This window comes from Pseudomonas sp. 50_B, from assembly GCF_017491625.1.
Taxonomy (GTDB): domain Bacteria; phylum Pseudomonadota; class Gammaproteobacteria; order Pseudomonadales; family Pseudomonadaceae; genus Aquipseudomonas; species Aquipseudomonas danubii.
On sequence record NZ_JAFGYX010000004.1, the window covers coordinates 206,153 to 227,531 of the forward strand.

General features: G+C 64.0%; 23 protein-coding genes. 13 read left to right on the top strand and 10 right to left on the bottom strand.

The window, feature by feature from the left end:
• Positions 1-87 precede the first annotated feature (87 nt).
• From J5M73_RS07680 to J5M73_RS07690, 3 genes are all read left to right on the top strand, one after another.
• Complete coding sequence (locus tag J5M73_RS07680) at positions 88-2,526, top strand: TonB-dependent siderophore receptor (protein WP_207815287.1); 2,439 nt, start codon at positions 88-90, stop codon at positions 2,524-2,526.
• Positions 2,527-2,631: 105 nt separating this feature from the next.
• Positions 2,632-3,327: a DUF1963 domain-containing protein gene (locus tag J5M73_RS07685; RefSeq protein ID WP_207167502.1), complete on the top strand. Its 696-nt coding sequence runs from the start codon at positions 2,632-2,634 to the stop codon at positions 3,325-3,327.
• A 93-nt stretch (positions 3,328-3,420) separates the two neighbouring features.
• A complete protein-coding gene (locus J5M73_RS07690) occupies positions 3,421-4,272 on the top strand; it encodes a CAP domain-containing protein (RefSeq protein WP_102880092.1) in 852 nt (283 codons plus the stop codon).
• 124 nt (positions 4,273-4,396) lie between these two features.
• Here J5M73_RS07690 and J5M73_RS07695 read toward each other — a convergent pair whose 3' ends face one another.
• Positions 4,397-5,071 (bottom strand): ATPase, encoded by a 675-nt coding sequence (locus J5M73_RS07695; RefSeq protein WP_102864269.1) that lies wholly within the window; start codon positions 5,069-5,071, stop codon positions 4,397-4,399.
• A 246-nt stretch (positions 5,072-5,317) separates the two neighbouring features.
• Between J5M73_RS07695 and J5M73_RS07700 the strand changes: the two genes are divergently transcribed.
• Positions 5,318-5,959 carry a LysE family translocator gene (locus J5M73_RS07700; RefSeq protein WP_207167498.1) on the top strand — a complete coding sequence of 214 codons (642 nt, stop codon included), beginning with the start codon at positions 5,318-5,320 and terminating at the stop codon, positions 5,957-5,959.
• A gap of 51 nt (positions 5,960-6,010) precedes the next feature.
• Here the strand turns inward: J5M73_RS07700 and J5M73_RS07705 are convergent, their stop codons facing one another.
• The 3 genes from J5M73_RS07705 to J5M73_RS07715 form a co-directional block, all read right to left on the bottom strand.
• Entirely contained in the window at positions 6,011-6,193 is a 183-nt protein-coding gene (locus J5M73_RS07705) for a DUF1289 domain-containing protein (protein ID WP_102864264.1), read from the bottom strand.
• Between the two features lie 3 nt (positions 6,194-6,196).
• A complete protein-coding gene (locus J5M73_RS07710) occupies positions 6,197-6,568 on the bottom strand; it encodes a hypothetical protein (protein ID WP_162884135.1) in 372 nt (123 codons plus the stop codon).
• An 85-nt stretch (positions 6,569-6,653) separates the two neighbouring features.
• The gene (locus J5M73_RS07715; protein WP_207815288.1) at positions 6,654-8,228 is read right to left on the bottom strand and encodes a L,D-transpeptidase family protein; all 1,575 of its coding nucleotides are present in this window, start codon (positions 8,226-8,228) and stop codon (positions 6,654-6,656) included.
• A gap of 151 nt (positions 8,229-8,379) precedes the next feature.
• On the opposite strand from J5M73_RS07715, the gene J5M73_RS07720 reads away from it, so the two are divergent.
• From J5M73_RS07720 to J5M73_RS07735, 4 genes are all read left to right on the top strand, one after another.
• Positions 8,380-9,093, top strand: a complete 714-nt coding sequence (locus J5M73_RS07720; RefSeq protein ID WP_102864261.1) for a murein L,D-transpeptidase catalytic domain family protein — start codon at positions 8,380-8,382, stop codon at positions 9,091-9,093.
• Between the two features lie 87 nt (positions 9,094-9,180).
• Positions 9,181-9,702 (top strand): alpha-ketoglutarate-dependent dioxygenase AlkB, encoded by a 522-nt coding sequence (locus J5M73_RS07725; RefSeq protein ID WP_207167494.1) that lies wholly within the window; start codon positions 9,181-9,183, stop codon positions 9,700-9,702.
• Positions 9,703-9,789: 87 nt separating this feature from the next.
• Entirely contained in the window at positions 9,790-10,671 is an 882-nt protein-coding gene (locus J5M73_RS07730) for an alpha/beta hydrolase (RefSeq protein ID WP_102864259.1), read from the top strand.
• Between the two features lie 245 nt (positions 10,672-10,916).
• Positions 10,917-12,545, top strand: coding sequence for a methyl-accepting chemotaxis protein (locus J5M73_RS07735; RefSeq protein ID WP_207815291.1), 1,629 nt, complete (start codon positions 10,917-10,919; stop codon positions 12,543-12,545).
• Positions 12,546-12,590: 45 nt separating this feature from the next.
• On the opposite strand, the gene J5M73_RS07740 is transcribed toward J5M73_RS07735, so the two are convergent.
• Positions 12,591-13,925, bottom strand: coding sequence for a PLP-dependent aminotransferase family protein (locus J5M73_RS07740; protein WP_207815293.1), 1,335 nt, complete (start codon positions 13,923-13,925; stop codon positions 12,591-12,593).
• Positions 13,926-14,038: 113 nt separating this feature from the next.
• Here J5M73_RS07740 and J5M73_RS07745 point away from each other — a divergent pair, with 113 nt between their 5' ends.
• Entirely contained in the window at positions 14,039-14,935 is an 897-nt protein-coding gene (locus J5M73_RS07745; RefSeq protein ID WP_115582160.1) for a DMT family transporter, read from the top strand.
• A gap of 386 nt (positions 14,936-15,321) precedes the next feature.
• Here J5M73_RS07745 and J5M73_RS07750 read toward each other — a convergent pair whose 3' ends face one another.
• The 4 genes from J5M73_RS07750 to gcvA form a co-directional block, all read right to left on the bottom strand.
• Positions 15,322-15,918: a nucleotidyltransferase family protein gene (locus tag J5M73_RS07750; protein WP_243433706.1), complete on the bottom strand. Its 597-nt coding sequence runs from the start codon at positions 15,916-15,918 to the stop codon at positions 15,322-15,324.
• Positions 15,915-16,352 carry a bifunctional diaminohydroxyphosphoribosylaminopyrimidine deaminase/5-amino-6-(5-phosphoribosylamino)uracil reductase RibD gene (locus tag J5M73_RS07755; protein WP_207815295.1) on the bottom strand — a complete coding sequence of 146 codons (438 nt, stop codon included), beginning with the start codon at positions 16,350-16,352 and terminating at the stop codon, positions 15,915-15,917. The genes J5M73_RS07750 and J5M73_RS07755 overlap by 4 nt, the downstream gene beginning before the upstream one ends.
• Before the next feature lie 15 nt (positions 16,353-16,367).
• A complete protein-coding gene (locus J5M73_RS07760) occupies positions 16,368-16,697 on the bottom strand; it encodes a hypothetical protein (RefSeq protein ID WP_102864253.1) in 330 nt (109 codons plus the stop codon).
• Between the two features lie 136 nt (positions 16,698-16,833).
• On the bottom strand, positions 16,834-17,730 hold the full coding sequence (gene gcvA / locus J5M73_RS07765) for a transcriptional regulator GcvA (protein ID WP_243433707.1): 897 nt from the start codon (positions 17,728-17,730) through the stop codon (positions 16,834-16,836).
• A 153-nt stretch (positions 17,731-17,883) separates the two neighbouring features.
• Between gcvA and J5M73_RS07770 the strand changes: the two genes are divergently transcribed.
• Together J5M73_RS07770 and yfcF are read left to right on the top strand one after the other, a co-directional pair.
• On the top strand, positions 17,884-18,843 hold the full coding sequence (locus tag J5M73_RS07770; RefSeq protein ID WP_162884134.1) for a DMT family transporter: 960 nt from the start codon (positions 17,884-17,886) through the stop codon (positions 18,841-18,843).
• Positions 18,844-18,946: 103 nt separating this feature from the next.
• The gene (gene yfcF / locus J5M73_RS07775) at positions 18,947-19,579 is read left to right on the top strand and encodes a glutathione transferase (protein ID WP_207815297.1); all 633 of its coding nucleotides are present in this window, start codon (positions 18,947-18,949) and stop codon (positions 19,577-19,579) included.
• Between the two features lie 89 nt (positions 19,580-19,668).
• On the opposite strand, the gene J5M73_RS07780 is transcribed toward yfcF, so the two are convergent.
• Positions 19,669-20,016, bottom strand: coding sequence for a darcynin family protein (locus J5M73_RS07780; protein ID WP_240321974.1), 348 nt, complete (start codon positions 20,014-20,016; stop codon positions 19,669-19,671).
• A 93-nt stretch (positions 20,017-20,109) separates the two neighbouring features.
• On the opposite strand from J5M73_RS07780, the gene J5M73_RS07785 reads away from it, so the two are divergent.
• Positions 20,110-20,730, top strand: coding sequence for a TetR/AcrR family transcriptional regulator (locus tag J5M73_RS07785; protein ID WP_207815303.1), 621 nt, complete (start codon positions 20,110-20,112; stop codon positions 20,728-20,730).
• Between the two features lie 189 nt (positions 20,731-20,919).
• A complete protein-coding gene (locus tag J5M73_RS07790; protein ID WP_170003749.1) occupies positions 20,920-21,351 on the top strand; it encodes a hypothetical protein in 432 nt (143 codons plus the stop codon).
• Positions 21,352-21,379: the final 28 nt, after the last annotated feature.

The following is a 21,379-nucleotide window of genomic DNA, read 5'->3' on the forward strand; positions in this document are numbered from 1 at the left end:
TTTTTTGAAAATCACTCTTATTTGTGTCCGGTTTTCATTTCTTGTCCCACCTATCTCCTGACACGCCAACACAATCAGGAGAATTCCGTGCGCAACCCTTGGTTCCATGTCCTTCCCGCTGCCTTCGCCGTGGCTGCCCTGAACAGCCAGGCTCAGGCCCAGGAGCAGCTCCAGTCGTTCAACTTGCCGGCGGCCCCCCTGGCCGTGACGCTCAACGCCATCGCTGGCCAGAGCGGCGCCGTGCTGGCCCTGGAACCGGCGCTGGTCCAGGGCAAGCAGGCCCCGGCGGTGATTGGCCGGATGACTGCGCTGCAGGCCATGCACAGCGCGCTGGTCGGCAGCGGCCTGCAATTGAAGCTCACCGTCAGCGGCCACTACAGCGTCGAGCCGCTCCCGGCCGACGGTGCCCCCGTGCAACTGGGCATGACCAGCATCATCGAGAGCGGGCTCGACACCACCACTGAAGGCTCCGGCTCCTACGCCGCACGTGCAGTGACCATCGGCAAGGGCACCCACAGCCTGCGGGAGATTCCCCAATCGATCACGGTCATGACCCGTAAGCAGATGGATGATCAGGGCCTGACCGACCTCAAGGCCGCCGCCAACCAGACCACCGGCCTGGTGGGGGTGCAAGGGGTGGGCAAAGGCATGATCCTCTCCTCCCGCGGCTTCCAGATCGACGATTGGCAATACGATGGCGTGCCGATCCCGCGCAACACCTACTCTCTGGGCAACTGGGCGACCCAGGACCTGATCTTCTTCGACCGCCTGGAAGTGCTGCGCGGTGCCTCGGGGCTGCTGCAGGGCACCGGCAGCCCGGGGGGCGCGATCAACCTGGTGCGCAAGCGCGGCCAGAACACCCCGACCGTGACCCTGACCGGCAAGGCCGGCTCGTGGGACCACTATGGCCTGCAACTGGACGCCGGCGGCCCACTGAATGCCGCCGGTACGGTACGCGGGCGCATGGTGGCCGACGAGGACCAGAGCGATTCGTTCATCGACAAGCAATGGAGCAAGACCCACTCGCTGTACGGGTCCCTGGACTTCGATCTGAGCGACGACACCACCCTGGGCCTGGCCGCCAGTCGCTCCGAGGCCGAATCGCGGCCGATGCTCCGCGGCCTGCCGCGCTATACCGACGGCAGCACGGTGAATCTGCCGCGCTCGACCTACAGCGGCGCGCGCTGGAATCATTCGCAGATCAACGTCACCACGCTCTACGCCGACCTGGAGCACCGCTTCAACCAGGATTGGACCTTCAAGCTCGGTGCAGTGCGCATGAGCGAAAGCAACGACTCGATCCAGCAACGCATCCAGACCACCCTCCAGGGCGTCAACGCCGACGGCAGCGGCCTGCAGTACGCCGACTGGGTCACCGACTTCGACAACACCAAGATCGGCCTCGACATGAACCTCACCGGGCGCTTCGAGGGCCTGTCCATGGATCAGGAAATCACCCTGGGCGGCAACTATTCGAAACTGACCACTGACGATGTCTTCGCCCGCACCTTCAACAATGGCGGCAACATCTTCGCCATCGATCACGACCGGCCGAAGGTCAGCTACGACAGCCTGCTCAACACTCCCGGCGGACGCGGCACCCACAGTCAGTACGATGTCCGCCAGAAAGGCCTGTATGGCAGTTGGCGGATCAAGCCCATGGACGACCTGACCCTGGTGCTGGGTTCCCGGGTCAGCTGGTATGACTACCGCTACGACGCTACCAACTACCAGGCCATCAGCTACAAGGGTACCGCGGACGATCCGTCCACCATGACCGACAGCGGCGAAGTCACGCCTTACGCCGGCATCGTCTACGACCTGAGTCGCGAATGGTCGGTGTATGCCAGCTACACCGATGTGTTCGAGCCGCAGACCGCGCGCACCGCCAGCGGCTCGATACTGCAACCGGTGATTGGCAGCAACTATGAAGTCGGCCTCAAGGGCGAGCTGCTCGAAGGCCGGGTCAACACCTCCCTGGCACTGTTCCGCTACGACCAGAAAAACCGTGCCGTACAGGACACCGCCTCGGGCTACGCCTGTGACGGCTGGTACTGCTCCACCGCCTCGGGCAAGGTGCGCAGCCAGGGGCTGGAAGCCGAAGTCAGCGGCGAAGTGGTGGATCGTCTGCAGTTGTTCGCCGGCTACACCTACAACACCACCACCTTCCTTGAAGATCCGCAGGATCAGGGTCGGACATTCAGCCAATGGACCCCCAAGCACATGCTGCGGGTGTGGAGCGACTACCAGCTGGACGGTGCCTTGAGCCGGGTCAGCACCGGCCTGGGCTTCACCAGCCAGAGCCACACCCTGGGCTATGAACGCAGCTACAAGGTGCCGGGCTACACCGTCTGGAACGCCCGCATCGCCTATCAGTTGAACGACGAGGTGAGCCTGGCACTGAACGCCTACAACCTGTTCGACAAGCACTACTACATCTCTGGCTACAACCAGTTGAATGGCAACAACAACTTCGGTGATCCACGCAACTTCATGCTCAGCGTGAAGTACACACCGCAGTTCTGAATCGGCCTTGTCGCAGCGCCCCCCCCTGCGGGCGCTGCAGACAGCGCCGGGCTTTTGTATGATCCGCCCTCGCCCCGCCCCTTCCTGAGGACGTTTCATTTGAGCATGGACATTCAAGACATCCAGCGCAGCCTGGCAAGACCCGCGCTAAAACTCGTCGCCGGCGGCTTTCGCCCCACCCAGGCCATGGATGAAAGCTGGCTGGGCCGAGTCTTTCTGTTTCGCGAAGACGAAGAGTGGCCGCGCAACGGCGCCGGTGAAACCCTGTTGCCCTTCGCACAGCTCTATCTCCCGGCCCTGCCCTTTCACAGCCCGCTGCTGGAAGGCGTGCGGGTGCTGAGCGTGTTTGTCGCCAACCCCTTTCCCGAACCCCTGGAGCCCATGGGCGAACGTTGGCTGATCCGCGAATACCGCGACGACGAGGTGCTGGTGCGCAAGGAGCTGGTGGCTCCCGGAGCCTTCCTTAAACCCATGCCGATCAAAGCCGAAGCCGTGGCCGAGGACTTTCCGCTGTGGGACGGTGGCGGCATCCCCGATGAGGTGGAGCAGGCCATTCTCGACCTGGAACGCAGCGGCCGCATCGAGTGTTACTACGACCTGATCAGCCACTGCTATGAACACAAGCTGGGGGGCTATCCGTCCTACTGCCAATCAGGGATCGATGTCGGAGACGGTTTCGAATTCGTGATGCAGATTGCCTCCGACGCCAAGATCGGACTCAACGTGGTGGACGGCGGCAAGTTGATGTTCTGGAAGCATCGCGACACGGGCGAATGGGCGCTGTACTTCGACTTCTATTGAGACCGGCCTGTGAATAGCGATTTCATGCTCCAACGGATGAAAAGCCCGGACGCCGGGTGCATCATGAGCGCTGTCATTTCTCGGGAGACCTTCATGCCCCTGCGTCCATTGCTCTTGCCCGCCGCCGCTCTGGCGCTGGGCCTGCTGGGTTCGGCCAGCGCCATGGCCGATGATCGGTCGCAGTTGATCGAATCGATCAACGCCTACCGCAGCCAGCCGCAACGTTGCGCCAACCAGGCCTCCTCGGAGCTGCCACCGCTGGCCAGCGATCCGCGGCTGATCCTGCCCGTGGACAACGTCGGTGACCTGCAACAGGCCTTGGCACGGGCGGCCTATCCCATGGTCAATGTGCAGGCCATCAGCCTCTCCGGCCCCCGGGACGCCCAGGCGGCGATGCAAGCGGTGCGCGAGAGCTTCTGCCAGGTGGTGCTGGACCCGCAGTTCGTCGATATCGGCGTCAATCGCCAGGCCAACCAGTGGCGCATCGTCCTCGCCCGGCCGTTGCTGGCCGCCCGCCTCGGGGATTGGCAAGCCGAGGGCCAGCAATTGCTGGCACAGATCAACAGCGCCCGCAGCCAGCCCCGGCAGTGCGGTGGCCAGAGCTTCGCCGCCAGCGCGCCGCTGGCCTGGAACGCCACCCTGGGCAGCACCGCCGAAGCACACAGCCGGGCCATGGCCAACCAGAACTATTTCGATCACAAGGACCATGACGGCCGCACCCCGGGCGATCGCGCCGAACTGGCCGGTTATGCCGGGCAACAAGTGGGCGAGAACATCGCCGCCGGCCAGGACAGCGCGCGCAAGGTGCTGGACGGCTGGCTGGCCAGCCCCGGGCACTGCGCCAACCTGATGAATCCGGCCTACCGCGAGCTGGGTGCAGCTTATGCAGTGGACCCGAAAAGCGATGCGGGCATCTACTGGACTGCAATGTTCGGCGCGCCTTGAGGCGCCGGCTCCAGATGTGACCTGCCAACCACAGCTGCCGGCAACCCCTGGGCAGGGTTCGAGCCCGGCCATGAACGCAAACGCCCCGATCAACCGGGGCGTTTTTTTTCAGCCAATGGTGACCTTACTGGTTGGTCGCCACCTGCCCAGCATCACCCTGGCTCACCAGCGCCTTGAGGGATGCGTCGAACTGCTTCAGCGCATTGACCTGCAGCTCGGTCTGCTGGTTGATCTGCGCGGCAATTTCCGGTGCCGCCTTGCCCCGGACCCAGACCGAAGGCAGCTCCTTGGCCTGAATGCCTTCGGCCTTGCCGATGTATTGCAGGTTGGCGTCATAGAACTTGGCGATGAACCGCGCCTCCACCTTGCGGTTGGCCTTGGTCACCAGTTGGTTGTAGGTATCGAGCATGACCACCACGTCAGGCCGGGCCTGGACCACGGCATCGAGGCTGTCATACAGGGTCACGCTACCAAAGTGTTTCTGCAACGACGCCGTCAACCAGTTGATCGCCCGTTGCGGGTCGGAGCTGTCGACAAAGGCGGCACTGATGCGCGGGTCGAGCCCGGCATTTTTCGCCCCGTTCAGCGCCACCGAGTGGTAGTGCTCCAGGTATTCAAGGGTATTGAGGGTGTTTTCGCTGTACAGCAACCCTACCGACTGGGCGTGCCGCAGATCGGCGCTGCTGTCGGCCATGGGCAAGAAGTGGCAGGACATGTCATCGGCGGCGAAGGCTGTCGCAGAAGCACCGGTTCCCGCGATCAAGACAACCACAAGGGTCAATAGAGTCGAGATTCTCATCGGGTGTTTCCTTCTGCAGCCAGCACGGTGTAAGCGCCATCTTCCTCCTTTGCTGGAAAAACGGAACCTGCACTTTTTGATGATAACTATCGATTGCAGCAATGGTTGACAATAGGCACCGATTCGCCTGCGAAGGTGCAACCTCGATCACCCGCCACGACCTGCAAGACCCTCATTTTCTGGCATACAGCTGGCCACCGCCGCTATAGAATCAAGCCCCCTTTTTCTGCAACACGAGTCCGAACCATGGATGCTCACTCGATATTGACCTACACCCTGGTGGCGGCGATCGCCATCGCCAGCCCCGGCCCTGCCACCCTGGTGGCGCTGCACAACAGTGTGGCCTACGGTGCCAAGTCGACCCTGTGGTCGTCACTGGGCAATATCAGCGGGCTGTTCTGCATGTCTGCCGCGGCCATGCTCGGCCTCGGCGCGCTGATCGCCAGTTCCGAGTGGGTTTTCAATGCGGTGAAGATCGTCGGCGCCGGCTATCTGTTCTACCTCGGTGCCAAGCAGCTGTTCAGTAAAAGCCAGCTACTGAGCGCCAGCAGCGCCGACAACGGCAAGCTCGCGCCCCCGCCGCGTCTGAAGTTGTTCAAGTCGGCCTTCCTGACCGCCGCCACCAACCCCAAGGCGACGATCTTCTTCACCGCGCTGTTCCCGCAGTTCATCGACCAGCACGCCGCGCTGCTGCCGCAGTTCTTCATCCTGACCCTGATCTTCATGGCCCTGTCGCTGATCTCCCTCAGCGTCTATGCCGTGCTCGCTTCCCGAGCCAAGGGCGTGCTGACCCGGCCGACGCTGTCAAAGTGGGTCAATCGCGTGGTGGGTTCGACCTTCATCTTCTTCGGCACCACCATCCTGGCGATGCGTCGGCAAACGGTCTGATCAGACGCCTGACCGGGCACCTGATCTGCCTTGCGGGGAGTGAAGCGGCCTTCAACCCTTCTTTTTCTGCAAGGCCTTGAGCCGCGCACTGGCCCGCTGCACGGCGGCCATCTTTTCCGGGCGCTTCATGCGCTTCCATTTGCGGATGTCGTCCTTGGTCCTTCCGCAACTCACGCACAGGTCGCCGCTGAGCTGGCACAGGGCGATGCAGGGGTTGTCGATTTCCTTGGCCATGGCTCAACCCCGCCCCGGACGCAGGCGCTTGAGGCGTTGCGCCCAATCGCCGCCATTGATCCGCCGGCATTGTTCCTCGCTGTCGAAGAACACATGGGCCGCCAATGACTCAAGGCGCACATCGGCCTCGCCCAAGGCGCGGGCTGTCAGTTCAATCATCCGTGAGCCCTGGCCCGCCGCCAGGGCCTGCTCCTTGTGGGCCTGGGTGTCGAAGATCCAGGCCACCACCAGGCTTGCCGGAAAGGCGGCGTAATTCACTTCGTGGGTCAACCAGGAAAAGCCGACGATCTCTGCCTTGGCGGCCTCGCAGGCTTCGGTCAGGGTGGCGGCCAGCTGGCGTTCCATGGCGGCTTGCCGGCGTTTGTCGAGTGGCATGAAGGACCTTGAGCAAGGGAAAAAAGGCCGCACAAGATACCTCAAACCCGCCACTCGCGGCGGCGCGTTGCACCTGGGCTAGCACCTACAGAAGCTTGCTACCCAAGGCGCTGGACAGGACGTCGTCGTGCCCATATATGTCCGGCGCATACAGCAGTTGCCCATGGCTGTCGGCCTGCACCGTCCAGTAGCTGAGCAGAATCGGCACCGGCCTGGCCAGGCGGAATTCATGGGTCAGGCCGGTGGCCAGCAGTTCGTTGGTGCGCAGTCGCTCTGCCGGGCTCAGCAACCAGTCGCGCAGTTGCAGCGCCTGTTCGACCCGCACGCAGCCGGAACTGAAGGCACGGGGCCCCTTGCTGAACAGCGCCTGGCTCGGGGTGTCGTGCAGGTACACGGAGAACGGATTGGGAAAACGGATGGCGATGCGCCCCAAGGGGTTGCGCGGGCCCGCCCCCTGGCGCAGAAGAATATTGCCGGGACGCTCCCAATCGACATCCTCGGGCGCCAGGGGCTGGCCATTGGCGTCCAGCACCTGCAGGTTCTGACGATTGAGGAAGCCCTGGTCACGGCGGATTTCCGGCAGTTTGTCTTCCTTGAGAATGGTCGGCGGCACCGTCCAGGTGGGGTTCAGGGTCAAGCGCGTGACCTGGGACTTCAACAGCGGGGTCTGACGCTCGGCACGGCCGACCTGGGTGCGGGTCTGCCACACCACCGCATCGTCCTGATAGAAGGTCAGTTGCGCGGCCGCAACGTTGACCAACACGATATTGGGTTCGAAATCCTGGGCCAGCCAGCGCAGGCGTTCAAGGTTGATGCGCAGTTGCTCACGGCGCTGGGCCGGGCTGATATTCAGCTCCTTGAGGGTGCCCGCCCCCATCACGCCATCAGCCTGCAGCGAATGACTGAGCTGGAAATTTTTCACCGCGTTTACCAGGTCACTGCTGTAGGTATTATCGTCACTGACCTCGGGGCTTGGCAGAAAGCCGCCCAGGTACAGGCGCTGGGCCAGTTCCGGGACTCGCTTGTCCTGCATGTCCGGACGCAACAGCGGGCCACCGGCTACCGCCTGCCAACGGGGTAATGGTTGCTGGCGTTCACGGGCATAAACCTGGCGCAGGTTGCGATATTGCTCAAGATCCGGACGGGCCTGATCGAAGGCGCCGGCGAGGTTTTCCAGGCCGGGCACGGCCATCGCCAGCAACGCCGCCTGGCGATCGTCCGCCAGCGGCTGGGCCCGCCACAAGGGCTCGAAGCGGCTCTGTGACAGGCGACCGTAGTGCAGGTCCTGCAAGGCTTGCAGGTACTGATGACTGATCGCGATATCGGTGCACAGCTCATCCCCTGCTGCGCTGCTCACCGGCAGCCGATAGTGCTCCGGATCCAGGCCGTCATCGATCACCTGGGCCAATTGCGCCTGCAAGCTGGCCAGCCGATGCTCGGCGGACCACACCGGCTGCTCGCCGTTCTGGCGGTAGAACGCCTGCAACAGCAGTTGCGCGGAAGCATCCAGGCGTGGACTCAGTGCCGGGCAAGCCACCCCCACCTGGGTCAACGTCAGTTGCAGCGCACTGGGCGGCGCCAGCGCAGGGTCCTCGGCCAGCGCGACCAATGGCGCAGCGAGCAGGCACAGGCTCAAGTAACATGCGGTTTTTTTGAACAACTGCTTTACTCCAATCCGTGGCCTTCAGTGCGTTGGCCAACCGTTACGGCAGATGGGGAACAATCAGGCCTGGGATCTAAACATATAGACCAGACTGCCGGGGGAACGACAGGACGTCAGGAGCCAAAGTGATCATGGGGATGCTCTAAACATGTTGAACTTCTTGTGCCGAATCTGCCTGGCGACTATCGCCCTGGGCGCCTTTTGCAGTCCTTCCTTCGCCGCCAGCAAACCCGCTCCCGCGCTGTACAGCAGCCTCGCTCACGCCGCACCGGAACTCAATCCCCAGGCCCTGAAAAGTGCCCTGAACGCCATGCAATGCGCGGTCAACAGTGGTGCCCGACAGGCCCGGCACCTGGCGGTGATCGACTACTCGCAACCGTCCACCGCGCGGCGCCTGTGGATCTTCGACCTGCGCAGCAAAAAACTGGTGCTGCGCGACCTGGTTGCCCACGGACAGAAGTCCGGGGAAAACTTTGCCACCCAGTTCTCCAACCGCCTGGGCAGCTATCAATCCAGCCTGGGCCTGTTCCGCACCCAGGAGAGCTACGAAGGCAGCCACGGCTACTCCTTGCGCATGGACGGCCTGGAGCCCGGCTTCAATGATCGGGCCCGGGACCGGGCCATCGTGATCCATGCCGCCGACTACGTGAACCCCTTGTGGAGCCAGCGCCAGGGCCGCATCGGCCGCAGCCAGGGCTGCCCGGCGGTACGCCCGCAAGTGGCGCGCCAGGTGATAGACAAGCTCAAGGATGGCCAGTTCATGTTTTCCTGGTATCCGGACCAGCGCTGGCTGAAATCCTCGGCCTACCTCAATTGCCAGCCGCGTCAGGTGGCGAGCATCCTGAGCAGCAACGGCGGCTGATTGCTCGGTGGCGCAATGCCGATCAGCGAGGGCGCCCGTAACCGGGTTAGACTCGCTGCTCGTCCCTCTAGCACTTGAAGCCGCCCCATGACGCCACCTGCAATCGATCTGTTCCCTGACTTCATCCCGGCCCCCGACGCCCTGTTCAACCACCTCAAGGACAGCGTGCTCTGGGATGAACGCATGCGCGCACGCAAGACCGCCAGCTTCGGCGCGCCCTACGACTACTCGCAGATCACCTACCCGGCGGTGCCGATGCCCCAGGCGCTGGAGCAGCTGTGCGGGCCGATCGAGCAGTTGCTGGGCTTTCGCCCCAACAACTGCCTGCTCAACTTCTATCCGGACGGCCAATCCTCCATGGGCTTCCACTCCGATGCCAACGAGCAACTGGTGGAAGGTACCGGGGTGGTGATCGTCTCCCTGGGTCACGCCCGGGCCATGGTCTTTCGCCACAAGGAAAGCGGCGCCACCTTCGACTACAGCCTGGCCAGCGGCTCGCTGCTGCACATGTCGGACGAACTGCAGAAACACTGGCTGCACGCGATCCCCAAGGCCCCGAATGCCGGTGAACGCATCAGCCTGTCGTTTCGCCAGCTCAAGACCGCGTAGTGCTGGACTCGGTCAGGATCGGCCCTTGACTCAAGGGCCGCGCCATCGACAATGCCCGGCTGTGATCACCGCTCGAATAGAGGCCCCATGCAGTTGCTCCCCTGGTCCTACCCCTGCCCCGAAGGCTTCACCCTGCGCGGCCTGCGCTCCGAACCTTCGGGCAAACCGTTGCTGCACTTCCTCCACGGCAACGGCTTCTGCTCCATGGCCTATCGTCCGCTGCTGGCCTTGCTGGCCGAATCCTTCGACCTGTGGCTCAGCGACGTCCAGGGCCATGGCGATAGCGATCATGGCGGCCCGTTTGTGGGTTGGAACCGCACCGCAGAACTGGCGGCCGAAGCCTTCGAGGCCGGGCTCAAGGCCTACGGTGACGTGCCCCGCTACGCCGTCGGCCACAGCTTTGGCGGCGTGCTCACCAGTCTGATCGTGGCCGAACGCCCCCAGCTGTTTGCCAAGGCAGTGATGCTCGACCCGGTGATTTTCAGCCCGTCGATGATCAGCTCCCTGAGGCTGCTCTCGGCCCTGGGCCTCAACCGTCGCCATACCCTGGCTCGCAAGGCCGCTGCCCGCCGCCAGCATTGGCCGGACCGCGCCTCGGCCAAGGCCGCCCTGGCCAACCGGGGGATCTTCAAGGGCTGGAGCGACGAGGCCCTGAACGCCTATGTCGAGCACGGTCTGAAAGACGACGGTCAAGGCGTAGCGCTCAAATGCTCCCCTGAACGCGAGGTGGACATTTTCAGCAGCTTCCCGCGGCGCCTGTGGCGATCCCTGCGCCGGGTGCAGACCCCGACCCTGGTGATCCACGGGCGCGACAGCTACCCCTACGTCGCCCGCTCGATCAAACGCTGGGCCGCCCTCAACCGGCACCTGAGCACCCAGGTGATCGACGGCCAGCACTGTTTCATGCAAGTCGACCCAGTGACCAGTGCCCGCTCCATCGCAGGCTTCCTGCACACCGAAGCCCATTGAAAGCTGCGGGCCGGGCGCCCGCAAATAGATGTCATCGTGATATCATCGGCGGGTTTTCCAGGCCGGCCGTGCCTCCTGTCCCCCCTGGAAAACCCTGGCAAAGGCGCCGATCAGATGCGCCTACCGCCGACCTTGTGTGCAAAAACCGACGGTGCCGTGAAGCCTCGCTCCACAGCGCACCGCACAGATGCAAACCGCGACTCGCTTCGCCGGTTGTACTTTTTGCCGCCACAAGGAACACAGTCATGCTCTTGAGAACGATGAATATTTCCCGCCGCGCAGGGTTCAGCTTCGCCCTGATCGCCCTGCTGGCACTGGGCCTGGGGGGCTTCTCGTTGCTGGAAATGCGGCGCATGAACCAGCAATCCCTTGAGGTCGACCAGAACTGGCAGCCATCGATTGTCGCCGCCAACGCCCTGGCCCTGACCAGCACCCAGATCCGTACCATCACCCTGCGCATGCTGGTGGTCCGTGACCACGACGATGTACAGGCCCTGCTCAAGCGCGTCGGCGAACTCGACGAGCAACTCAATCGCCAGCAAGGCGTTTACGAGAAACTGATCACCGAGGCCGAGGAGCGCTCGGCCTATGAACGCTTTCTCAGCGCCAAGGCGGCCTACATCAAGGATCAGCACCGGGTGGTGGAACTGGTGCGCCAGGGGCACAAGGAAGCGGCCATCGATGTCGTCGACGGCGGTTCGTTCCTGACCCAGGCCGACGCCATGCTCAAGGAGCTGCTGGACATCATCGACACCAACACTCGGGGTGGCGTCGCCGCCGCGCAGCTGAGCAGTGAGGTGTTCCAGGGCGCCATTGCCATGGTCGTGCTGATCATGCTGATCGTGGTGGCCCTGACCATCGCCCTCGCCCTGCTGCTGACCCGCAGCATCGTGCGCCCACTGGGCCAGGCCGTGGCCGTGGCGGAAACCATCGCCAGCGGCGACCTCGGCCAGAGCATCACGGTCAGCGGCAAGGACGAACCGGCACGCCTGCTGCAAGCCCTGCAAACCATGCAGGCCAGCCTGCGGGGCACCCTGCAGCGGATCGCCGATTCCTCCAACCAACTGGCCTCCGCCGCCGAGGAACTGCATGCGGTCACCGAACACTCCAGTCAAACCCTGCACCAGCAAAGCAATGAAGTGGAGCAGGCTGCCACGGCAGTCAACGAGATGACCGCCGCCGTGGAGGAAGTAGCGCGCAATGCGGTGAGCACCTCCGAAGCCTCCCAGGAAACCGACCGCACCGCCCACCACGGACGCGAGCAGGTGCAACACACCGTGGACTCCATCGGCCAACTGGCGGCAGACGTGACCCAGACCTGCGAACAGGTCGAGCACCTGGCAGTGGACGTGCGCAATATCGGCCAGGTGCTGGAAGTGATCCGTTCGATTGCCGAACAGACCAACCTGCTGGCCCTGAATGCGGCCATCGAAGCGGCCCGGGCCGGGGATGCCGGACGGGGGTTTGCCGTAGTCGCCGACGAAGTGCGGGCCCTGGCCCATCGCACCCAGCAGTCGACCCAGGAAATCGAAAGCATGATCAACACCATCGAAGAAGGCACCGAAGGTGCGGTCAGCGCCATGCGCAACAGCAACGAGCGGGCACACCTGACCCTGGAGGCGGCCCGCGCCTCGGGGCTGGCCCTGGACCAGATCACCCAGGCCATCACCATGATCAACGAGCGCAACCTGGTGATCGCCAGCGCCAGCGAAGAACAGGCCCAGGTGGCCCGGGAAGTGGATCGCAACCTGATCAACATCCGCGACCTGTCGACCCAGACCTCGGCCGGGGCCAACCAGAGCAACGCCGCCAGCCAGGAACTGTCGCGGCTGGCGGTGGACCTGAACGGGCTGGTGACCCAGTTCAAGCTCTAAAAAAGCAGTTGTCAGCGGCACGTTCGAAGCGTCGAACGTGCCGCTTCAGAACGCGTAACGGGCGATCACCTGCCGGACCTTGGCCAGCGCCTCGGGCAAATCGGCCAGGTCCACCGAGCCCAGGGCTAGGCGAATGGCGTGGGGCACCGGCCCGGCGCAGACAAAGGGCTCGGCGGTAGACACCGAGACGTTCTCGCGCAGCAACGCCATGGCCACCTGATCGGCGCGTACTTCCTCGGGCAAAGGCAGCCAGAGGAAGTACGAGTTGGGGTGGCCGATATGCTCCAGCCCTGCCAACAGCTCCCGAGCCAGATGCTGACGGGCCTGGGCGTCCTGACGTTTTTCCTGCTCCAGGCGCGCCACGGTGCCGTCCTCGATCCAGGCACAGGCCATGGCGGTCATCACCCCGGGGGTGTTCCAGGTGGTGGCGCGGATCGCGCGTTCGAGCAAGGGCGCTCGGTCTGCGGAAGCCACCACGTAGCCGACCCGCAGCCCGGCGGCCACACTCTTGGAAAAACCCGAGATGTACACCGTGCTTTCCGGAGCCAGGGCCGCCAGGGGTGCAGGTGGATCGTCCGCCAGATAGGCGTAGGCCGCGTCCTCAATGATCAGCAACCCATGCTGGCGGGCCAGGGCCACCAGACGCTGGCGCCAGGTCAGGTCAAGCACCCAGCCCATGGGGTTGTGCAAAGTCGGCATGGCGTACACCGCCCTTACCCGCCGACGCTGGCACAAGCGCTCGAAGGCATCGAGGTCCGGACCTTCTGCCGTCAATGGGATGGCCAGCAACTCCAATCCGTGCGCATCCGCCACCACCTTGAACCCCGGGTAGGTCAGGGCATCGGTGGCCACCACGTCGCCGGGCTTGAGCAGGGCCATGACCGTGGTCGCCAGGCCGTGCTGGGCCCCACTGACAATCAGCACCTGCTCGCCCTTCACTGCCAGACCGCGACCCGCCAAATGCTGCGCCACCGTGGCCCGCTCATGGCTGCGGCCGGCGTGGGGTTGATAACGCAGCAGGGCCTCCAGATCGCCGCAGGACGCCAACTGACGCAAGGCTGCGCGCAGTAACTCTGCCTGCCCGGGCAAGGACGGGTAGTTGAAGTTCAAGTCCAGGGTTCCGGCCGCCGTGGCCTGCTGATCTACACCCTGTCCGGGCGGTAGCGCGGTTTCACGGACAAAGGTGCCACGCCCGGTTTCGCCGCTGATCAAGCCCATGGCTTCCAGCTCGGCATACACCCGCGAGGCGGTTACCAACGCCAGCCCTTCCCTGGCCGCCAGCTCTCGATGGGTGGGCAGGCGGGTGCCAGGGGCCAGCACGCCGCGACGGATATCGGCGGCAAACACATCGACTAACTGCTTGTAGCGGGCGCGGGCCATTGGCGCTGTATCCATGACAATTTTTTGATTGTGCTGATTTTCAATCCTAGGATGAGCTGGACGCAAGCCCCACCCCGGGCCTGCCCCTGCCAACCGTAGTGAGCACTTGTTGAATGCAACGGACATCGCACCTGCAATCCCCCCCGCTGGAAAATACCGCCGGCGGCTGGCTGAACGGCTTTATCGGGGTACTGATCTTCAGCGGCTCACTACCGGCGACCCGGGTCGCGGTGCTGGAGTTCGATCCGCTGTTCCTTACCGTTGCCCGCGCCACCCTCGCTGCGGTCCTGGCCCTGTGCATCCTGTTGCTGTTCAAGGAACGACGCCCCAGCAGGCAGCAATTGCTGCCCCTGACCATCGTCGCCCTGGGCGTAGTGCTGGGCTTTCCCTTGCTGACCGCCCTGGCCCTGCAGTACGTGACCTCGGCTCACTCCATCGTGTTTCTCGGCCTGCTACCCCTGGCCACCGCGGTATTCGGCGTATTGCGCGGCGGTGAACGGCCACGTCCGGTGTTCTGGCTGTTCTCGGTGCTGGGCAGCCTGCTGGTAATGGGTTATGCCCTGTCCCAGGGACTGTCGGCGTCGCCCCAGGGCGATTTGCTCATGCTCCTGGCGGTGCTGGTGTGCGGCTTGGGTTACGCCGAGGGCGCGCAACTGTCCCGGACCCTGGGAGGCTGGCAGGTGATTTCCTGGGCCCTGGTTTTATCGTTGCCGGTCATGGCGGTCCTGACCCTGTTCAGCGCTCCGGCCTCCTTTAGCGGCATCAGCCTGCCGGCCTGGTTCAGCCTGGGCTACGTCTCGCTGTTCAGCATGCTGATCGGGTTTGTCTTCTGGTACCGCGGCCTGGCTCAAGGCGGGATCGCTGCCGTCGGCCAGCTGCAGTTGTTGCAGCCATTCTTCGGCCTGGCCCTGGCCGCCGGCCTGCTGCATGAACAGGTCAGCCTGGGCATGCTCGGGGTCACAGTGGCAGTGATCCTGTGCGTGGCCGGAGCGAAGCGTTGGGCCAAGTGACAGAAACGACAGTGGCAGGCTCAAGAGGCCTGCCACTGCTTGCGCCTTACCTGGCGACGGGTGCTGCAAACGGCTTGGGGTCTAGGTCGGAGAGATAGTGGCAAGCGCACCGATCGCGATGGTCAAGGCTAAAAATCCAAACAAGAAAAACGCCATCTTAGTCATCAGGCCTCCTGAACAGTAGGTGTGCGGTGCAGCGGGCCCGGTTTCCAGCCGGGAGGCCGGACGGGCGCGCCATTTTCAAACCTCGGCTGTTCTGATAACAGACGCAGTTACGCGAGAAAAATACGGATCAGAAGCACTGCCCGGGGAATCGCGGCCTACTCCTCACCACCAGGGCCGCCGGGTTCAACACCCTGGAAGGACCCAGTACACGACGGGAGTGATCAGCCCTGCTCCAGCCTAAGCAACGGCCATTTGCCCTGCCAGTTCTTCGACCGCAGCCGTTCCAGGAAGACCGGGCGCTTGGATTCGACAAAACCTGTCGTCGGCCGAATCAACAAGCGCAAGAGATCATCGAGGCCCAACGGCGCGCACACTTCACAGGCCCCTTCGGCCCCCAGCCTGACGGCGACCGCGGTGGCGGTTTCCGGCCAGTAGGTCATGGCATCGGCGCTGGACAGGTAGGGCCGGTCGCCGTTCTTCAAGTGCATCCGGGCCTGGTTCTTCACCGACCAGTCGACCCCCGGATGGCTCGCCCGCAGTTGCTCTTCCAGTTGTCGATCGAGCTCGGCAGAACAGCGCTGGCGATCGAACCAGATGACATCCACGTCGCTGTCCAGGGGCGAACAGGCCCGGCCGTGCAGGTGATCCCACACCGCATTGCGGACAAAACCGGCGCCGATCCAGCAATCGTCAAGCCCCAGGGCCTGCACCTGCTGCAGCAACTGCCAGCGCAGCGGATCGGCAGCGATGATCGCCCCGACCCGGCCCGCCTGTTGCTCCTGCGGCTCCCGGGACGGGCGGACCTCAGCCGGGCTCAATACCCGTCCGCCAGCAGATAAGCCGACAGGTCCTGCGCGGCCTCTTCAGCCAGCAGCCCGACCTGCACCTCGATCCCCGCCTGCCGCAGGATCTGCACACCGGCCCCGGCGTTGCGCGAATCGGGGTCGAGCATTGCCACCACGACGCGGCCCACGCCCCGTTGCACCAGGGTTCGCGCACAGGATGGCGTGCGGCCCTGGAAGGAACAGGGTTCAAGGGTGACGTAGGCCGTGAGCCCGATGCAGTCGCCGGGCCACTGGGCGAGTGCCATGGCCTCGGCGTGAGGCTCGCCCGGGCGCTGGGTGAAGCCCTGGCCGACGATGTGCCGGTCCTTGACCAGCACACAGCCCACAGGCGGGTTGGGCAGGCAGCCGGGCAAGGCCTGGCGCCCGGCAAGCAGGGCCTGTTGCATGAAGTAAACGGGGGTGGACATAAAGGCCTCGGTGGACTATCGACGGGCCAACTTATACCGCACACAGTCGTCGTAAAAGCTTTTGCGCAAGGCTTCGGGCCTGATCCGCGACGGGCTGTCGTAGGTCTGCTCGGTGATCCCCAGGGCCATCATGCGCATCCAGCCCTTGCTGAACTTGTAGGTCTGGATCTTCTGCCGCGCCGCGTACAGCGACACCCCGGACAACTTCAGCTCCTGAGCCCGGGCAGCAGTGCCTGCGCCCCAACTGCAAACATAACGGTCATTGGCCTGCAGCTCTCTGGCCTGGGCCATCCCGGCCCCGCCCAGCAGGGCGCAGGAAGTCAGCGTTATCAACACATGGCGCATTTATCGGTCACCTAACCACCTGAAAATAAAGTGATTTTGCCGACACCTTGGCCAGTGCGGGGCCAGCAGATTGCCTTATCGATCAAGGCAAAGTGCCTGCCACTGCTGGCCAGTCATGCGGTACAGGCGCAACGCACTATGCCAGCGGCTCGCCGCGCCCGGCTTCGGCCAGCAACCACTGGCGCAACAGCGCGACATTGGGTCGCTCCAGGGCCGCTGCCGGATAGACCAGATAGTAAGCCAGATCACTGGCCACACCCTGGGCAAGCGGCGCCAGCAGGGAGCCCTCGGCCAGTTCCCGGCGGACCAGCGAGCGGCGCACCAGGGCAACCCCCAGACCCGCCTTGGCAGCTTCTATGGCGCCATTGCTGTCGACGAACACCCGGCCCCGGCCGCCGTCGATCTGCCCGGCCCCGGCCGCCGCCAGCCACAGCGCCCAGTCGTGACGATGCTCATCATGCAACAACGGCAGCCCTGCCAGCTCGGCGACCGTCAGGCCGGCGTCCTGCCCCAGCAACTGCGGGCTGCACACCGGGGTCAACTGGTCATCGAGCAAGCGTTCGCTGAGCAGCCCCTCATAGCGGCCAAAGCCGTGGCGCACCGCCAGATCGACGCCATCGCGGGCCAGGTCTACCTGGCGGTTGCAGGCGCTGATCCGCACATCCACCCCAGGTGCCTGCGCTTCGAATCCCGAGAGCCGTGGCACCAGCCACTGTGTGGCGAAACTCGGCGTGCAACTGAGCACCAATACCTCCAGACGCCCACGCCCGACCATCTGCGCCGTGGCCTCGCGCATCATCCGAAAGGCCGTGCGCAAGGTCGCGAAGTACTCCTCACCAGCCGCGGTCAGGATCAAGCGCCGGGGGCGGCGCAAAAACAGCGCGAGACCCAGCACCGACTCCAGCTCCTTGACCTGTAAGCTGACGGCGCCCAGGGTGACATTCAGCTCCCTGGCCGCCAGGGTCACGCTCAGATGACGCGCTGTGGCTTCAAATGCGCGCAGTGCCGCAAGGGGCGGCAAGGCCATGCTCATGATTTAGCTCTCCTCAACCATGGAGCGAAAAACGCTCGTTTGTCCGCGGTCGCAACTCGCAGAATAATTCGACACGGCAGCCATTCAAATAGCCAAGGCGTCCGTGCATCGACGAGCAGGACTCAATCATTGAAACACGTGGGAGTAAGCGGCATGACCAGGCAAAAAGTCATGGGAGTGATGGAATGGGGGCAATTGCTGGTGCTGTCGATCCTCTGGGGTGGCTCGTTCTTTTTTGTCGCGATTGCCGTCAAGGAGCTGCCGCCACTGACCATCGTCATGCTGCGAGTGAGCCTGGCCGCCCTCGCCCTGCTGACGCTGATCCGTATCCTCGGCCTGTCACTGCCCCGGGACCGACGAGTGTGGCTGGCGTTCTTCGGCATGGGGCTGCTCAACAACCTGCTGCCCTTTGGCCTGATTGTCTGGGGCCAGACCCATATCGCCAGCAGCCTGGCCGCCATTCTCAATGCCACCACGCCCCTGTTCGCGGTACTGGTGGCCCACGTCCTGACCACTGATGAAAAAATCAGCGGCAACAAACTGGCAGGAGTGCTGGTCGGCTTTGTCGGGGTGGCGATGATGATCGGCCCCGATGCCCTGGCGGGCCTCGGGGATCATCTCGGGGCACAGTTGGCGGTACTGGGTGCGGCACTGTCCTATGCCTTCGCCGGAGTCTTCGGCCGGCGCTTCAAGGCCATGGGCGTCGCCCCACTGCTCAGCGCCAGCGGTCAGATCTGCGCCTCCAGCCTGCTGCTGATCCCCCTGGCGCTGCTGCTGGAGCGGCCCTGGAACCTGCCACTGCCGAGCCTGGCCACCTGGGGCGCGCTACTGGGAATCGCCCTGCTGTCCACCGCCCTGGCCTATGTGCTGTTCTTTCGGATTCTCTCCAGCGCCGGCGCCACCAACCTGATGCTGGTGACCTTCCTGATTCCCATCAGCGCCATTGTCCTGGGCTGCCTGGTGCTGGGCGAGCAGTTGCACGCCAGGCACCTGCTGGGCATGGGCATGATCGCCCTGGGCCTGGCGGCCATCGACGGCCGGCTACTCAGGCGCTTCAGGGCACGCAAGCAGGCACCGTTGGACAGCGACAGTTTTCTCGGCAAGGACATTTGATAGCGGCCGGTATTCCCGCGAGGAATGCACGGATAAAAATCGCGCATTTTATTTATTGCCCGGGATCTCCTAGCGTGTCCGTTCCCCCATTGGAGATCCCGCCGTGACCGACGCCCGTCCACGCCTGTACGTCGATGCCCAGTTCACCAGCCCCTATGCCCTGTCAGTGTTCGTGGCGTTGCGGGAAAAGGGCATCGACTTCGAACTCATGCCCCTTGACCTCGATGCCGATGAGAATCGCGCCCCGGACTATGCCCGCCTGTCCCAGACCCAGCGGGTGCCGACCCTGGTGCATAACGGCTTTGCCCTGTCCGAATCCTCGGCCATCACTGAATACCTGGAGGAGCTGTTCCCTGAACCCGCGGTCTATCCCCTCGACCGACAACAGCGAGCCAAGGCCCGACAGGTCCAGGCCTGGCTGCGCAGCGACTTGCTGCCGATCCGTCAGGAACGCTCGACCCTGGTGGTGTTCTATGGCTGCAAGGGCGAACCTCTGTCGCCACCCGCCGAAGCGGCGGTGGCCAAGCTGATCGATACGGCGCAAGCGCTGTTGGCCGATGGCCGTGACTGCCTGTTCGGCCAGTGGTCGATTGCCGATGTCGACCTGGCATTGATGCTCAACCGGCTGATCCTCAACGGTGACCCGATGCCCGCGAACCTGGTGGACTATGCCCGGCGCCAATGGCAGCGGCCGGCGGTGCAGGAATGGCTGCGGTTGCCGCGGCCGGCGCTGTAGCGGCCTGGGGCGGATGCGTTTGATGAGCCGCCAATGCAAAAACCCTCCCGTAAATCCGGGAGGGTACCTGATTCAGTGACGCAAACGACTCAGGACGCCAGTAAGGGCTGCTGCTCATAGTTCTTGGCGTAGGCGTTCTCCACGCCGGGAAGGATTTCCACTATCGAGAAGTAGCGGTCCCAGAACGGCGTCTCCCGCAACTCCTCCACCAACAGCTCATAGGCATGGTGACTGCTGGCTTCCCAAAGCCACAGATCGGTGACCCGCGCCGAGTAGAACTCGATATCGAAGAAGCGCAGCGATACCTCGGCCGAATGCCGTTGCAGAATCGGCTCCATCTGGGTACGCAACAGGCGAAAGCGCTCCTCGACCGGAAACCCCAACCACTCCGGGGTGGTTTTTACCAGCATGAATACGCTGAGCACGGTGACAGACATGGTGTTGACTCCTGACAGACAAAGGGTTGATGAGTGCTGCTTGCCCAAGCAGAATACGAGTCATCACTCACCTTTGAAACTCGCATTGCCGCCATGTCAAAACACCCTGCCAGCCCTCCTCTGACCCCGCGTAAAACCCCGAGCCAGCGCCGTTCGGCGCACACCGTCGAGGCTATTCTGGAGGCGGCTGCTCGCATTCTGGAAACCCAGGGACTCACCGCCTGCTCCACCAACGCCGTGGCGCAACGGGCCGGTGTCAGCATCGGCTCGCTGTATCAGTACTTTCCCAACCGCGATGCCCTGACGGTGGCGCTGATCGAGCGCGAGACCGCGCAGTTGCTCAGCGATGTCCACGGCGCGAGCAGTCACGGCAGCGCCCTGGAGCGCATCCGCGCCATGGTCCAGGCCGCAGTGGCCCACCAGTTGCGCCGGCCGGAACTGGCCCGAGTGATCGATTTCGAAGAGCGCCGGCTGCCGCTGCAGGAGCGCCATCAGCGAGTGGCCCAGGTCATTCATCAAACCCTGGTGCAGGCCCTGCAATTGGCCGATGCACCTTGGGTGCTCGATGACGTGGTCACGGTGGCCCACGACCTGTTCGCCCTGACCCACGGCATGATTGATGCCGCAGGTGAGCGAGGTGAAACCGACGCCCCGGACCTGGAGCGCCGGGTCATGCGCGCCATCCGCGGCTACCTGACGCTTGCCGGAGAATGATCGAGCGGCGCGGCGACACAGATGACGGCTGACGCATGCAGGCAAACATATGCTGGGCGTCATCGGCCTTGCCCAAGGGCACGCCGCGCTGTGGCAGGCCGCTCAATGCCAGAAAAGTACCCGTGCGCCGATCCGGCTGGTATGGTGCGCGCCTTGGAAATACACCGCCCGACCCTGAGGAACCTGACCTTGAGCAGTGAAGCAAAAATGACCGGTGACCTGTTCGAAGTCGACAAGCGCCTGGCCCTCAAGCCCATCGTCGACTTCAACAGCTACCTGCGCGCCGCCTTCGCCGACGGCCCCTGCACCTGTGGCCGCTGCGTCGCCAGCCAGGGTGACGAAACCGGCTATGAATACCAGCACAGCTTCAACTTCGCCGGCCGCGTGGCCCACCGCCGCTTCGCCAGCACCGCTGGCAGCGACGTGCTGCTGGCCCTGAAGAAAGCCTGGCTGTCCTTCACCAAGATCGAGCTTGCAGTGAGCGGCGAGCTGGACCTGGCGACGGTCAAGGACTTCGTCGAGCCCGAACTGCACAAGCTGCTGGTGCCGCTGTTCGTCGCCAGCGGCCTGACTCGCGAAGTGGATGGCCAGTTGCAGATTCAGGCGCAAGTGGCGGCTTGAGACAACCGTCACGCCTCTGCCGCGAACA